The organism is Pseudomonas sp. NPDC087342, from assembly GCF_044744265.1.
In the GTDB taxonomy this organism is placed as follows: Bacteria; Pseudomonadota; Gammaproteobacteria; order Pseudomonadales; family Pseudomonadaceae; genus Aquipseudomonas; species Aquipseudomonas nunensis.
In genome coordinates this window covers 48,688-61,804 of record NZ_JBIUXZ010000026.1, presented here as the reverse complement: position 1 = coordinate 61,804, position 13,117 = coordinate 48,688, and the positions used below count along the sequence as shown (strand labels likewise).

The window sequence follows — 13,117 nt, the reverse complement described above, 5'->3', positions numbered from 1 at the left end:
GATTACTCCTTGTCCGCCAGATTGACCACGCGGTTGGAGCGATCCACCGGGCGCACTTGCTGCCCGTCATGCAGCACATGAACGCCGGCCGCCACCACCCAATCGCTGGCATTCAACCCTTCGAGCACCGGCACGGTTTTCTCACCGAAGGCACCGACCCGGACCGGGACTTTTTTCAACGTGTTGTTGGCACCGACCACCCACACGTAGGTGGCGCCGTTTTCGGCGGTGACTGCCGACAAAGGCACTGCGAGTGGCACGACTGCGGCGGTCTGGATAAACACCCGGGCGCTCTGGCCGAGTTCGGCGGGGACTTTGCCGGAGGTGAAGGCAATACGCGCCGCGAAGGTCCGGGATTTGGGATCGGCGGCGGGCGACAGTTCGCGGATGCGTCCGGTAAAACGCTGATCAGGCTGGGTCCAGAGCTCCACCGACACCGGTTGATCGACCTTGAATCGACCGAAGCTTTGCTCCGGCAGGCTGATCAACACTTCGCGCTCACCATCGGTGGCGAGGGTGAAGACAGTTTGCCCGGCAGCGACCACTTGGCCGACTTCCACCGCACGCTTGGCGACCACGCCGTCCTGAGGCGCACGCAGCACCGCGTAGCTCGCCTGATTGGTCGAGACGCTGAATTCGGCTTTGATTTGTTTGAGGCGCGCTTCACCGGATCGGTAAAGGTTTTCGGAATTGTCGTACGCAGACTTGCTCACCATCTGACGGTCCATCAGCGTCTTGTAGCGATCCCGCTCGGCGCGAACCAGGTTCAGATTGGCTTCGGCGGCGGCGACCTGAGCGCGAGTGGCTTCCAGTTGCAGGCGCACGTCCTGAGGATCGAGCTCGGCCAGGGGTTGATCGGCCTTGACCCGCTGGCCTTCCTCGACCAGTCGTCGGCTGACTTTGCCGCCAATGCGGAACGCCAGATCTGGCTCATATCGGGCGCGAACTTCACCGGGATAGCTTTCCATCGCCTGGGCCGAAGGCTGCGGCTGCACCACCATGGCCGGGCGCACACTGACTTGCGGCGCCTCCTCGTGACCGCACGCCGACAATAAAAAAGCCAGGCTGACTGGCAACGCGAGGGGCAAGGCATAGCGGAACATGGTGAAGGACCTTTCGCTAATGGTGCTTGGAATAATTATACTGGCGGGTATGTTATTAATAGCAAACTCACCAGTCCAGTATTAAAAGCGAAGAATGTCGAACAATCTTTCAGCATCTAATGGTCCGGGTCGCCCCAAGGATCTGGCCAAGCGCCAGGCCATCCTCGATGCGGCGAAGATTCTGTTCCTGAGTAATGGCTATGCCAGCACCAGCATGGATGCCGTGGCGGCCGAGGCCGGGGTGTCTAAACTGACGGTCTACAGCCATTTCAACGACAAGGAGACGCTGTTTTCCGCCGCCGTGGTAGCCAAGTGCGAAGAGCAACTGCCACCGCTGTTCTTCGAATTGCCCGACGGCATCGCGGTGAAAACCGTGCTGTTGAACATCGCCCGTGGCTTTCATCACCTGATCAATAGCGATGAGTCGGTGAACCTGCACCGCTTGATGATCAGCCTGGGCAGCCAGGACCCGAAGCTGTCGCTGATCTTTTTCGAGGCCGGGCCGGAGCGCATGCTGAATGGCATGGAGCGGTTGCTGGGCCACATCGATCAATCGGGCGCATTGAGCATCGATAAACCGCGCAATGCCGCCGAGCATTTCTTTTGCCTGCTCAAGGGCGCGGGGAATTTTCGCTTGTTGTATGGCTGCGGCGAGCCGTTGACCGGGGATGCGGCCGAGGAGCATGTGCTGGAGGTGGTGGAGTTGTTTATGCGGGCTTATCGGACAGAGGCAGTCTGAGAGATTGCCGGTGTTTGATCGGACGCCTTCGCGGGCAAGCCTCGCTCCTACAGGATCTGCGCTAACCCTGTAGGAGCGAGGCTTGCCCGCGAATGGGTCGACGCGATCCTAAGGCTTAAGCGCCTTCTTCGGATAAATGTCATACCGACTGGATTTGCCATCCAGCGCATGACTCGGCTTCGGCCCCGCAATGCACGGCGCCTTGCGCGGGCGCTTGACCACCACCCGATGGCTGGCTAACGCCAACGCCGCTTCAAGCAAGGCCGGCGCATCCGGGTCATCCCCCACCAGCGGGCGGAACAGGCGCATTTCTTTCTTCACCAGCGCGGTTTTCTCACGGTGCGGAAACATCGGGTCGAGGTAGATCACCTGGGGTGGCTCCCCTTCCCAATTGCGCATGACTTCAATCGAATTGCCCTTGAGCAAACGCATCCGCGCCACAATCGGCGCCACGTCGAAATCTTCCGCGCCACGCGCCAGGCCATCTTCGAGCAACGCGCCTATCAGCGGCTGGCGCTCGATCAGGCTCATCTCACAACCCAGGCTCGCCAGCACGAACGCATCCTTGCCCAGCCCCGCCGTGGCATCCAGCACCCGTGGGCGCACGCCTTGGGCGATGCCGACCGCCTTGGCGATCATCTGCCCCGTGCCGCCACCGAACAACCGACGATGCGCCGCACCGCCCTCGACGAAGTCCACCCGCACCGGCCCCGGCGCGTCAGGCCCCAGCTGTTGCAGCTGCAAACCCTGTTCGCCGACCTGCAAGGCAAACTCGCCGTCATCCACCTGCAAGGGCAAGCCCAGGCGCTCGGCCCATTGCTCGGCCTGTGGCTGAAACGCCGGGGCCGAGGCCTCGACATGGATGCGGCAGGCCGCGGGTTGTTCAATCATGGGAAAAGGTGCTCAAAAAATTAATGATCGGCAAAAAACGTCCGATAACAAAACTATCGAGCATTTTGCCAGAGCTGAGCGTCGACCGAGAAAAATGTCAGACATTCAAACCACATCCGTAGGCTACATATCGCGTCATGGCGATTATGGCCTGCGAAACTCCCAAGCACTGAGCGGCGTCAGTCACCTGTGGCAAGATTTCTTTGCCCAGGCCCTGGCCGAACAGTCGAGTGATGTGGTGCCTGCCTGCGGGACCTTTCCACCGGTTGACCTGGAAAGCCCGGTCGAGCCGACCGTCGGCAGCGAGCTCTACGCGCACATCGTGTCCCAGCGTGAATGCGATGTGACAGAAACCCAGGTCAAACCACCAGAGCCGCTGTTCCTGCCGATTGCCGAGTTCGAAATGGACCTGGCCGACAAACCTTTCCCGCCGTTCCCGCCGGAAGAAATCGTCGCCCAGCAGAAACAGCAGGACTTCGAAAGTGGCTGGGTACGCCCAATCGTACTCACCGCTGGCCAACCTGTACCCGAAGCCGGCCCGGCACCGCAGCCGCGTCCGCTGCACCTGCCAATCGCCGAATTCGAACTGCACCTGCTGGACAAACCGTTCCCGCCGTTCTCGCCCGAAGAACTGGTGGCGCAACAGAAACAACTCGATTTCGACAACGGCTGGGCACGCCCGATTATCCTGCAGAACCTGCGCATCGCCGCCTGATCCTCAGAATCTCTCAGCGACAGACCCACCACGGCCCCACATCCAGATGAAAGTGATTGCGATGGGCGGCGTTGTAATCCGGGCTCAACACCACACTGAACATATCGCAGGCGCCGTCGCGGACCTGGCGTAGAAATCGCGCGTCCTGATTATCCTTGGGCCAATCCTTGAGCACGCTGATCGCTCGGCCATCGGCCAGGCGAAAACCGGCAATATCCAGCGCGTTGGCGCCGGCATGCTGGCTGCGGGCACCGTTCTCGCGGTTGTACATGTTGCGGCAGGCGAAACTGCCGAGGTGATCGACCCGCGTCACCGCCTGGCCGTAAACCGCCTGAGACGCCGGTTGCAGGGCGTGGCGCTCGAACAGGGCGAACGCCACCGCCAACGGGCAACTGGCGAGGAAACTGCTGCTCAGGGCCACCTCGCCGCCTTGTACGCGCAGGGTGTTGGTCAACGGACATGTCGCGTCGGGGCTATCGGCCTGACGAGTGACGCGCAGACCGGAGCTGCTGAGGGCCTGATCGCAAAGCTGTGGATCATCGCGCAGACGCATCAGTTTGTAGCGGGTCAGAAAATTAGGTGCTGCATTCACGTCCAGCGGCGCCCAGGGATTCCACTGCGCAGGCACGGCGATCCACCCGCGCCAGACGCTCAGCCCCGCCGCCCCCACGATCAACAACACCAGCAGCAATCCCTTGGCAAAGCGCATCGTCAGCCTTTGAAAAACTGATTGGCCTTCGCGTAGGGCATGGAACGCGACGTGAAGCTGAAGGTGCCAGACGTCTTGATCTCTTCAGCCGCGCGGAAGAATTCGCCGTACGCCGCCAGGGCGAGCGCCGATCCGACGCTGATGCGCTTGACGCCCATCTCGCTCAGTTGCTCGACCGTCAACTTGAGCCCGCCGGACATCAATACATTGACCGGTTTCGGCGCCACGGCGCGGATCACCGCCAACACGTCTTCTGCACTGCGCAGCCCCGGCGCGTAAAGCACATCGGCGCCGGCTTCGGAGAACGCCTGCAAGCGGCGAATGGTGTCAGCGAGGTCTGGATTGCCGTGCAGGAAATTCTCCGCGCGGGCCGTCAACATAAACGGGAATGGCAGGCTGCGAGCTGCTTTCACGGCGGCTTCGACACGCGCTACAGCATGTTCGAAGCAGTAGATCGGCGCCTCTTCACGACCGGTGGCATCTTCGATCGAACCGCCGACAGCGCCCGCCTCGGCCGCACGCAAAATGCTCTGCGCGCATTCGTCTGGATCGTCGGCGAAACCGTTTTCCAGATCGACAGCTACGGGCAGATCAGTCGCCGCGACAATTGCCCGAACGTTGGCCAGGGTGTCGTCCAGCGACAATCCGCCATCGGGGCGAGCATTGGAAAAAGCATATCCGGCACTGGTGGTCGCCAGCGCCTCGAAACCCAGGCTGGCGAGCATTTTCGCCGAGCCGGCGTCCCACGGGTTGGGAATCACAAAAGCCCCCGCGCGTTCATGCAGCGCTTTGAACGCCTGGGCTCGAAGGGTTTGCGCATCCATTGGCAGGCTCCTGAGAAGAGGAAGAATTCACCTCAGAGCAGGCCAAGTTGCTCCGCGGCGGGTTCTCTGTATAGCTCAGGCAGCGGCGGCAAGCCAGGCAAACGCAGCATCAGTTTTGCGTGGAAACGTTGCGCGAGTTTCGCCGCCAGCAGGTTGTCCGCGGTGTGCAGGAAGATGTAAGGCGTGCGGCCCTCCTCGATCCACACAGCAATTTTCTCGACCCAGGGCACCAGGAACGGGTCATTGGCCTCCAGTTGCGGATGACCAATGAAGCGCACCTGCGGACATTGCGTAAACGCTGCCGGACGGGTTGGCACGTTGGGCTTTTTCGATTGGGCGTGGAGCACCGACGGATCGGTCGAGATGCAACTGAACAGCGCGCGCGGATCAAGGCAGATACGTTCGACACCCCGATCCAGCAGCAGCCGATTGAGCATGCGCTCGGCATCGCCCTTGGCAAAGAATTCGGGGTGGCGCACTTCGACCGCTAGCGGTCGGTCCACGGCGTCGATAAAACCGGCCAGCTCCGAGAGTCGTTGCGGAGTGAAGCTTTTCGACAATTGCAGCCACACCGGCGACACCCGCTCGCCCAACGGGCTGAGCAATTGCAGGAAAGTTTCGGCGGCAGTCAGTTGTTCGCGCAAGTCGCCGCTGTGGCTGATATCGCCGGGGAACTTGGCGGTGAAGCGAAAGTGTTCGGGCATGGTCTCGGCCCAGCGTTGCACGGTGGTGGCAGCCGGGCTCGCGTAGAAGGTCGTGTTGCCTTCAACGGCGTTGAACACTTGGGAATAGAGATTGAGGAATTCGGCGGGTTTGGCGTCTTGCGGGTAGAGATAGTCGCGCCAGGCGTTTTCACTCCAGGACGGGCAACCGAGGTAGTAAGGCAGCAACATCAGATGTACAGGTCGAGGCCCAGCACATCGGCATCCCAATCGACAAAACCGGCGGTGCTCAGGTAGCTGGCCAGGGCCATCGCCACGCTTTTGCTCATGGCACGGTGGTAAATCATGTCTTGCTGACGGGCGGGAAGATTGCTCAAACGTTGTGCGGAAGCTTTGGCAGCACGAGCGGCCAATTGCTCTTCAGTCGGGATTTCCAGCTCGCCGTCGATGTCATCGACGGATTCATCCAGCGCTACATTGCCTTTGCGAGGCTTGCGCTTGATGGGGTAGGACTGAGAGGAAAGACCGTCTATACGCATAAGTGCATCTCGGTATCAGTGATGGCAGTTTAGTGGCGCGCGGACCACTTCGCAAACTGTCGAGTGATAACTAGAACACATAAAAGGAAAAAGGTTTAAAGCTGGGGGTTAGAAACTGACGATTGGCGGTATCCGTCAGATCGCTTTCGCGGGCAAGCCTCGCTCCTACAGGGGTTAGCGCAAATCCTGTAGGAGCAAGGCTTGCCTGCGAAGGCGGCGTGTCAGTTAATAATGATGTCGCATGACACTACGCTTTCGCGAGCAAGTCGAATCGTCGCACCGCCGCTCCCACAGGGGATCAGCGTGCCTTCGGGGTCGCAACCTTGTCGCGCAGATAAACCGGCTGCGCCTCATCCGCGACAATCGCCTCGCCCCGCTCCCAGGCAAACCGCGCCAGGGTCAGCAGGTCTTCGGCATGCGGCAACATCCCCGCGTCCTGCCCGCTCAGGCTGACACCGATGCGCTCGGCGTAGCTCCAACCGGTGCCCGCGCCAAACCACTCGCCACTGGCATCCGCCGGCAACGCTGCCACTTCCGGTGGCAACACAGCTTCATTGCCGACCAGCCGCATCTCCCCCGCCGTTTCGCGGTAGCAACCCCAATACACTTCGTCCATCCGCGCATCGATGGCCGCCGCGACCTGGCTCACACCGTGTTCACGGTAGGCGCGCTGGGCCAACACGGCCAGGTTCGACACCGGCAACACCGGGCGTTCCAGGGCAAATGCCAAACCTTGCACCACGCCGATGGCAATCCGTACGCCGGTGAAAGCCCCCGGCCCGCGACCAAACGCGATGGCATCCACCGCTTGCAGGGTAGTCCCTGCGTCGGCCAGCAGTTGCTGGATCATCGGCAACAGTTTTTGCGCGTGCAGGCGCGGGATCACCTCGTAATGGCTCGTAACCTTGCCGTCGTGCAGCAAGGCAACGGAGCAAGCTTCAGTCGCGGTGTCCAGGGCCAGCAAGGTGCTCATCGATGTTTCCGTAAGAGAGGTCAGAAAAAGTGCGCCAGTATAAACAACTACGGCCCGCAAGCGGGCCGTAGAAGATGAAGCGTTTAAGACTTTTCAGTTCAGCGCTTCAAGCACCTTGCCGGTGATCGCTTCAACCGAGCCAACACCTTCGATGTGGCTGTACTTCGGCTTGCCCTGAGCGGTGGACAGTTCCTGGTAGAACTTGACCAATGGCTCGGTCTGCGCGTGGTAGACCGACAGGCGATGACGCACGGTTTCTTCGGTATCGTCTTTGCGTTGTACCAGTTCGTCGCCGGTGATGTCGTCTTTACCGGCAATTTTCGGCGGGTTGTAGACGATGTGGTACACGCGGCCAGAAGCCTCGTGCACACGGCGACCGGCGATACGCTGGACGATGTCTTCGTCTTTGACGTCGATTTCGACCACGTGGTCCAGTTCGACGCCGGCTTTCACCAGGGCTTCAGCCTGGGGAATGGTGCGCGGGAAACCGTCGAACAGGAAACCGTTGGCGCAATCAGCCTGGCTAATGCGCTCTTTAACCAGATTGATGATCAGGTCATCGGAGACCAGACCACCGCTGTCCATGACGCTTTTGGCGATCAGGCCCAGCTCGGTGCCGGCCTTGACCGCTGCACGCAGCATGTCGCCAGTGGAGATTTGCGGAATGCCGAATTTCTCGGTGATGAACTTAGCCTGAGTACCTTTACCGGCCCCGGGAGCTCCCAGCAGAATGACGCGCATCGATGTGCTCCTCAATTTTTTATATAGATAACGTCAGATTCGCCTCGTGGGGCCAATCTCAAAAATAGGGTCGTGGCCGCCCAAACGGCCAAAGGCTGATCAAGATACACAGCAGGCCCTGACCACACAAGCCGCCGAAAGTCGGAGAAACCCGCGCCGGTTGCGACCTTTGGACGGGGTACCCCAAGTCGCAACCCCGTCATTAACTGTCGCCTGCCAGACCTTTTCGGCCCTTCGCCCACAGGCACCCGGCGCAGGTGCCAAGTGCCCGGACCCAAGAGGAAAATCTTAGCCGGTATTTCGCAAACCGGCGGCAATCCCCGCCACAGACACCAGCAACGCCTGTTCTACCGGGCTGCCCTGCGCCACTTCCTGTTGCCGCGAACGGGCCAACAACTCGGCCTGCAATAGATGAAGCGGGTCAAGGTAGGTGTTGCGCAGGCGAATGAATTCCAGGGTGTCTGGGCTATGTGCCAGTAGCTGCGACTGACCGGTCAGCCCAAGGACCACTGCGCAGGCCTGCGACAATAGGTCGCGTAAATGCGCGCCCAAAGGAAGCAAATCGGGCTCGACCAGCCGCTGATCGTAAGACTGGGCGATGTCTGCGTCGGCCTTGGCCAGCACCATTTCCAGCATGTCGATGCGGGTACGGAAGAACGGCCATTGCTCGCGCATCTGTCCCAGCAACTCACCTTCGCCACGTTCCAGCGCCTTGCTCAGGGCCGCTTCCCAGCCTAACCAGGCCGGCAACATCAGGCGCGTCTGGGTCCAGCCGAAGATCCACGGAATGGCGCGCAGGCTTTCGATTCCGCCCGCACGGCGTTTGGCCGGACGACTGCCCAACGGCAAACGTCCGAGTTCCTGTTCCGGGGTCGATTGACGGAAATACTCCACAAATTGCGGATTTTCCCGCACCACGGCGCGGTAAGCCTTGACGCCATCGGCGGCCAATTCGTCCATCAAGTGGCGCCAGGCAGGCTCCGGCGGTGGTGGCGGGAGCAAGGTCGCTTCGAGCACTGCCGCCAGATACAGATTGAGGTTTTGCTCGGCGATGTCCGGCAGGCCGAATTTGAAACGAATCATTTCCCCTTGCTCGGTGGTGCGGAAACGTCCCGCCACCGACCCTGGTGGCTGCGACAGAATCGCCGCGTGAGCCGGGCCGCCACCACGACCCACGGTGCCACCGCGACCGTGGAACAACAGCAGCTCCACTTGTTGCTCGCGGCAAATATCCACCAAGCGTTCCTGCGCCCGATATTGCGCCCAGGCCGCTGCCGTGGTGCCAGCGTCCTTGGCCGAGTCGGAATAACCGATCATCACTTCCTGCGGCCCTTGCAGACGCGCGCGATAGCCCGGCAGCAGCAACAGCTTTTCAATCACCGGGCCGGCGTTGTCGAGGTCGGCGAGGGTTTCGAACAATGGCACCACGCGCATCGGCCGCAGTACGCCGGCTTCTTTGAGCAACAACTGCACGGCCAGTACGTCGGAAGCGGCGCCGGCCATGGAGATCACATACGAGCCGAGGGACGCGCCCGGTGCAGCGGCGATTTCCCGACAGGTCGCCAACACTTCGGCAGTGTCGGCGGATGGTTTGAAGTAAGCCGGCAGCAAGGGGCGACGGTTGTTCTGTTCGCGCATCAGGAAAGCGATGCGCTCTTCCTCGCTCCAGTCTTCGTAGCGACCGAGGCCCAGGTAATCGGTGATTTCGGTCATGGCGGCGGTGTGGCGGGACGAGTCCTGCCGCACGTCGAGACGCACCAGGAACAAGCCGAAAGTCACCGCACGGCGCAGGCAATCAAGTAACGGACCATCGGCGATCACGCCCATGCCGCACTCGTGCAGCGAGTTGAAGCACAGCTCCAGTGGATCGAGCAGGTCGCGGTTGTTTTGCAACACATCGGCGGGTGCCGGCGTGGTAGTGGTCAACGAGGCATGCGCCCAATTGCGCGTCGCCCGCAGACGTTCGCGCAGTTGCTTGAGTACCGCGCGGTAAGGTTCGGCACTGTCGCCGGCCTTGGCTTTCAGGGCTTCGCTCGCCTGCTGCATCGACAACTCGGCGGCCAGGTGATCGACATCGCGCAAGTACAAATCAGCGGCCATCCAGCGCGCCAGCAACAGCACTTCGCGGGTCACGGACGCCGTGACATTCGGGTTGCCGTCGCGGTCGCCGCCCATCCACGAGGCGAAGCGGATCGGTGCCGCCTCCAATGGCAAACGCAGGCCAGTCGCCGTGTGCAGCGCTTGATCAGCCTTGCGCAGGTAGTTGGGGATCGCCTGCCACAGCGAATGCTCGATCACCGCAAAGCCCCATTTGGCTTCGTCAACGGGGGTCGGACGCGTGCGGCGGATTTCTTCGGTGTGCCACGCTTCGGCGATCAGGCGCTGCAATTTCGCCTGGATCTGCTCACGCTCGGCGGTGGTCAGGTCACGGTGGTCCTGAGCCGCCAGTTGCGCGGCGATGGCATCGTATTTCTGGATCAGGGTGCGGCGCGCGACTTCGGTCGGGTGTGCGGTCAACACCAGTTCGATTTCCAAGCGACCGAGTTGCCGGGCCAGGGATTCGGCGCTGTGGCCTTCGGCGCGCAAGCGGGCGAGCAGTTCCGGCAGCACCCGGGCTTCGAACGGCGCGGGCTGCGACTCTTCGCGGCGGTGGATCAGCTGATATTGCTCGGCGATATTGGCCAGGTTGAGAAACTGGTTGAACGCCCGCGCCACCGGCAGCAACTCGTCTTCGCTCAACTGGTTGAGGCTGGCGCTGAGTTCGGCGTCCATCGAGCCGCGACGGTCGGCCTTGGCGCCCTTGCGAATCTGCTCGATCTTGTCGAGAAAACCGTCCCCGTACTGTTCACGAATGGTGTTGCCCAACAGTTCACCCAACAGGTGAACGTCCTCGCGCAAGCGTGCATCAATATCGGTCATCAGCAGTTCTCCAGCAAAAAATCCGGGCGGCTTTAACAGCATGCTTTGAAGTCCAAGAGTGCCGCCGTAAAGCGCTTCTTACAAGCAAACGACGAAGGGACTTTAAACCTTAGGCGATAAAGCTAGTCTCAACAGTAAGCCGTACAACGGCTTACCGGCAGCCACCGCCGGACACTCACCCTGCCTGCCACCCGCAGGTGCGACATGAGGTCTTTATGAAAATCCGTGAGCTAGCCCAGCATTGGGAAGAAAACGCCAAGGGTCGCCTGACCGACACTGGCTACGCGATTCACCTGGACGTGGAAGCCGCCGCACGGCTGGCAGCGATCACCGAGATGTACCCGAAACGGCATCCCGAAGAACTGCTGGGCGAACTGATCGGCGCGGCGCTGGAAGAGCTCGAAGCGAGCTTCCCGTATGTGAAAGGACAGACCGTGGTCGCCACCGATGAAGAAGGCGATCCGCTGTACGAAGACGTCGGTCCGACCCCGCGTTTCCTCGCGTTGTCCCGTCGGCATTTGCATGATTTGTCAGCCAGTGACGACAAGCCAAAACATTGATCCAGCAGAGATAAATCTGTGGGAGCGAGCCTGCTCGCGAAGGCGTAAGCCCAGTCAAAATCATGTTGGCTGACCTACCGCTTTCGCGAGCAGGCTCGCTCCCACATGGGCTGTGACACCCCTCAAAATAGGTGTAATCCCGAGCCCTGAAATAGCCGGGAATACCGCCGCACATCGCGAAAGTTCCCGTCCTAGAGCCCTGTCCGTTCGGTCAAAGTTTTTTTAGGCAATACGCCATCTTCTCTGAACTTTTGAAAAACCCCTCGGGTCGTACCCATTAACCACGCCTGGTACGGCCGTTTCAAATCACGCTTTGAAAGTACGGTTACGGCTCCTTACACCAGGATGGATTTAGATGTTTTTCAGGAGATATCCAATGGAGTTGAAGACCATGACGACCAGCACTGCCAAATCCTCGTTTACCCACCTGCGCGGTCTGAAATTGGCTGCCTTGGCGATCGGCAGCACCTTCGTACTCGCCGGTTGCGCTGGCAACCCGCCGACCGAGCAATACGCCGTGACCCAGTCCGCCGTGAACAGCGCCGTCAGCGCCGGTGGTACTGAATTCGCAGCCGTGGAAATGAAGTCCGCCCAGGACAAACTGAAACAAGCCGAAATCGCCATGCACGACAAGAAGTATGAAGAAGCCCGCACCCTGGCCGAACAAGCCGAGTGGGACGCTCGTGTAGCAGAACGCAAAGCCCAGGCGATGAAAGCCGAACAGGCTGTGAAGGATTCCCAGAAAGGTGTTCAGGAACTGCGTCAGGAAAGTCAGCGCACTGTGCAGTAAGCGCGCATCCGGACCACACGCCTGAAGCTCTTATCGATAGAAAGGACGAACCATTATGCGTAAACAATTGATGATCCCCGCTCTCCTGGCCGCAAGCGTCGCTCTGGCTGCCTGCTCCACCCCGCCGAATGCGAACCTGGAACAGGCCCGCGTGAACTACTCCGGCCTGCAAGCCAACCCGCAAGCCAGCAAAGTCGCGGCCCTTGAGACCAAAGACGCCAGTGATTACCTGGACAAGGCCGACAAGGCTTACCAGGACAAACAGGACCAGGCTAAAGTCGATCAACTGGCTTACCTGACCAACCAGCGCGTAGAAGTGGCCAAGCAGACCATCGCCCTGCGCACCGCTGAAGCGAATCTGAAAAACGCCGCCGCCCAACGTGCCCAAGCGCGTCTGGACGCTCGCGACCAGCAGATCAAGCAACTGCAAGACAGCCTGAACGCCAAGCAAACCGATCGCGGTACGTTGGTGACCTTCGGTGACGTGCTGTTCGCAACCGACCGTGCTGACCTGAAATCCAGCGGTCTGGTGAACATCAACAAACTGGCGCAATTCCTCCAGGAAAACCCGGACCGTAAAGTGATTGTCGAAGGCTACACCGACAGCACTGGCAGCGCTGGCCACAACCAGCAACTGTCCGAGCGTCGTGCCGATTCGGTACGTACCGCACTGGTGAAAATGGGCGTTGATCCAGCGCGCATCGTCGCTCAGGGTTATGGCAAGGAATACCCGGTTGCCGAAAACGGCAGCGTCTCGGGCCGCGCGATGAACCGTCGGGTGGAAGTGACCATTTCCAACGACAACCAGCCAGTGGTGCCACGTTCGGCTGTTAGCTCGAACTAAGCGTCACGCTGAAACACCAAAGCCCCGCCTGATCTGATCAGGCGGGGCTTTTTGTTGCCTCTCTGTAGGAGCGAGGCTTGCCCGCGAAGAGGCCATTACTGGCGCCAA

Annotated in this window: 14 protein-coding genes; 5 read left to right on the top strand and 9 right to left on the bottom strand. The window is 60.6% G+C overall.

The window, feature by feature from the left end:
• Positions 1-2: 2 nt before the first annotated feature.
• A complete protein-coding gene (locus ACIOYV_RS28990) occupies positions 3-1,103 on the bottom strand; it encodes an efflux RND transporter periplasmic adaptor subunit (RefSeq protein ID WP_163908714.1) in 1,101 nt (366 codons plus the stop codon).
• A gap of 94 nt (positions 1,104-1,197) precedes the next feature.
• On the opposite strand from ACIOYV_RS28990, the gene ACIOYV_RS28985 reads away from it, so the two are divergent.
• Positions 1,198-1,842, top strand: a complete 645-nt coding sequence (locus ACIOYV_RS28985) for a TetR/AcrR family transcriptional regulator (RefSeq protein ID WP_401329305.1) — start codon at positions 1,198-1,200, stop codon at positions 1,840-1,842.
• A 108-nt stretch (positions 1,843-1,950) separates the two neighbouring features.
• Here the strand turns inward: ACIOYV_RS28985 and ACIOYV_RS28980 are convergent, their stop codons facing one another.
• Positions 1,951-2,733, bottom strand: coding sequence for a class I SAM-dependent methyltransferase (locus tag ACIOYV_RS28980; protein WP_123405700.1), 783 nt, complete (start codon positions 2,731-2,733; stop codon positions 1,951-1,953).
• 94 nt (positions 2,734-2,827) lie between these two features.
• On the opposite strand from ACIOYV_RS28980, the gene ACIOYV_RS28975 reads away from it, so the two are divergent.
• On the top strand, positions 2,828-3,448 hold the full coding sequence (locus ACIOYV_RS28975; RefSeq protein ID WP_054616021.1) for a hypothetical protein: 621 nt from the start codon (positions 2,828-2,830) through the stop codon (positions 3,446-3,448).
• Between the two features lie 13 nt (positions 3,449-3,461).
• Here ACIOYV_RS28975 and ACIOYV_RS28970 read toward each other — a convergent pair whose 3' ends face one another.
• The 7 genes from ACIOYV_RS28970 to ppc form a co-directional block, all read right to left on the bottom strand.
• Complete coding sequence (locus ACIOYV_RS28970) at positions 3,462-4,157, bottom strand: extensin family protein (RefSeq protein WP_401329301.1); 696 nt, start codon at positions 4,155-4,157, stop codon at positions 3,462-3,464.
• Between the two features lie 2 nt (positions 4,158-4,159).
• Positions 4,160-4,981: an oxaloacetate decarboxylase gene (locus ACIOYV_RS28965; protein ID WP_401329298.1), complete on the bottom strand. Its 822-nt coding sequence runs from the start codon at positions 4,979-4,981 to the stop codon at positions 4,160-4,162.
• A 32-nt stretch (positions 4,982-5,013) separates the two neighbouring features.
• A complete protein-coding gene (locus ACIOYV_RS28960; RefSeq protein ID WP_265043563.1) occupies positions 5,014-5,874 on the bottom strand; it encodes a DUF72 domain-containing protein in 861 nt (286 codons plus the stop codon).
• A complete protein-coding gene (locus tag ACIOYV_RS28955) occupies positions 5,874-6,182 on the bottom strand; it encodes a hypothetical protein (protein WP_054047242.1) in 309 nt (102 codons plus the stop codon). The genes ACIOYV_RS28960 and ACIOYV_RS28955 overlap by 1 nt, the downstream gene beginning before the upstream one ends.
• 298 nt (positions 6,183-6,480) lie before the next feature.
• On the bottom strand, positions 6,481-7,155 hold the full coding sequence (gene tsaB / locus ACIOYV_RS28950; protein WP_401329294.1) for a tRNA (adenosine(37)-N6)-threonylcarbamoyltransferase complex dimerization subunit type 1 TsaB: 675 nt from the start codon (positions 7,153-7,155) through the stop codon (positions 6,481-6,483).
• A gap of 93 nt (positions 7,156-7,248) precedes the next feature.
• Entirely contained in the window at positions 7,249-7,896 is a 648-nt protein-coding gene (adk, locus tag ACIOYV_RS28945; RefSeq protein WP_054047246.1) for an adenylate kinase, read from the bottom strand.
• Between the two features lie 288 nt (positions 7,897-8,184).
• Positions 8,185-10,815: a phosphoenolpyruvate carboxylase gene (gene ppc, locus ACIOYV_RS28940; protein ID WP_401329290.1), complete on the bottom strand. Its 2,631-nt coding sequence runs from the start codon at positions 10,813-10,815 to the stop codon at positions 8,185-8,187.
• 215 nt (positions 10,816-11,030) lie between these two features.
• Here ppc and ACIOYV_RS28935 point away from each other — a divergent pair, with 215 nt between their 5' ends.
• From ACIOYV_RS28935 to ACIOYV_RS28925, 3 genes are all read left to right on the top strand, one after another.
• Positions 11,031-11,375 carry a hypothetical protein gene (locus ACIOYV_RS28935; RefSeq protein WP_054047250.1) on the top strand — a complete coding sequence of 115 codons (345 nt, stop codon included), beginning with the start codon at positions 11,031-11,033 and terminating at the stop codon, positions 11,373-11,375.
• Positions 11,376-11,751: 376 nt separating this feature from the next.
• Positions 11,752-12,165, top strand: coding sequence for a DUF4398 domain-containing protein (locus tag ACIOYV_RS28930; protein WP_054047252.1), 414 nt, complete (start codon positions 11,752-11,754; stop codon positions 12,163-12,165).
• Positions 12,166-12,220: 55 nt separating this feature from the next.
• Positions 12,221-13,009, top strand: a complete 789-nt coding sequence (locus ACIOYV_RS28925; RefSeq protein ID WP_401329286.1) for an OmpA family protein — start codon at positions 12,221-12,223, stop codon at positions 13,007-13,009.
• Positions 13,010-13,117 lie beyond the last annotated feature (108 nt).

Coding starts and splice junctions, on each gene's coding strand:
- ACIOYV_RS28990 (WP_163908714.1), bottom strand. CDS start 1,103: ATGTTCCGCTATGCCTTGCCCCTCGCGTTGCCAGTCAGCCTGGCTTTT.
- ACIOYV_RS28985 (WP_401329305.1), top strand. CDS start 1,198: ATGTCGAACAATCTTTCAGCATCTAATGGTCCGGGTCGCCCCAAGGAT.
- ACIOYV_RS28980 (WP_123405700.1), bottom strand. CDS start 2,733: ATGATTGAACAACCCGCGGCCTGCCGCATCCATGTCGAGGCCTCGGCC.
- ACIOYV_RS28975 (WP_054616021.1), top strand. CDS start 2,828: ATGTCAGACATTCAAACCACATCCGTAGGCTACATATCGCGTCATGGC.
- ACIOYV_RS28970 (WP_401329301.1), bottom strand. CDS start 4,157: ATGCGCTTTGCCAAGGGATTGCTGCTGGTGTTGTTGATCGTGGGGGCG.
- ACIOYV_RS28965 (WP_401329298.1), bottom strand. CDS start 4,981: ATGGATGCGCAAACCCTTCGAGCCCAGGCGTTCAAAGCGCTGCATGAA.
- ACIOYV_RS28960 (WP_265043563.1), bottom strand. CDS start 5,874: ATGTTGCTGCCTTACTACCTCGGTTGCCCGTCCTGGAGTGAAAACGCC.
- ACIOYV_RS28955 (WP_054047242.1), bottom strand. CDS start 6,182: ATGCGTATAGACGGTCTTTCCTCTCAGTCCTACCCCATCAAGCGCAAG.
- tsaB (WP_401329294.1), bottom strand. CDS start 7,155: ATGAGCACCTTGCTGGCCCTGGACACCGCGACTGAAGCTTGCTCCGTT.
- adk (WP_054047246.1), bottom strand. CDS start 7,896: ATGCGCGTCATTCTGCTGGGAGCTCCCGGGGCCGGTAAAGGTACTCAG.
- ppc (WP_401329290.1), bottom strand. CDS start 10,815: ATGACCGATATTGATGCACGCTTGCGCGAGGACGTTCACCTGTTGGGT.
- ACIOYV_RS28935 (WP_054047250.1), top strand. CDS start 11,031: ATGAAAATCCGTGAGCTAGCCCAGCATTGGGAAGAAAACGCCAAGGGT.
- ACIOYV_RS28930 (WP_054047252.1), top strand. CDS start 11,752: ATGGAGTTGAAGACCATGACGACCAGCACTGCCAAATCCTCGTTTACC.
- ACIOYV_RS28925 (WP_401329286.1), top strand. CDS start 12,221: ATGCGTAAACAATTGATGATCCCCGCTCTCCTGGCCGCAAGCGTCGCT.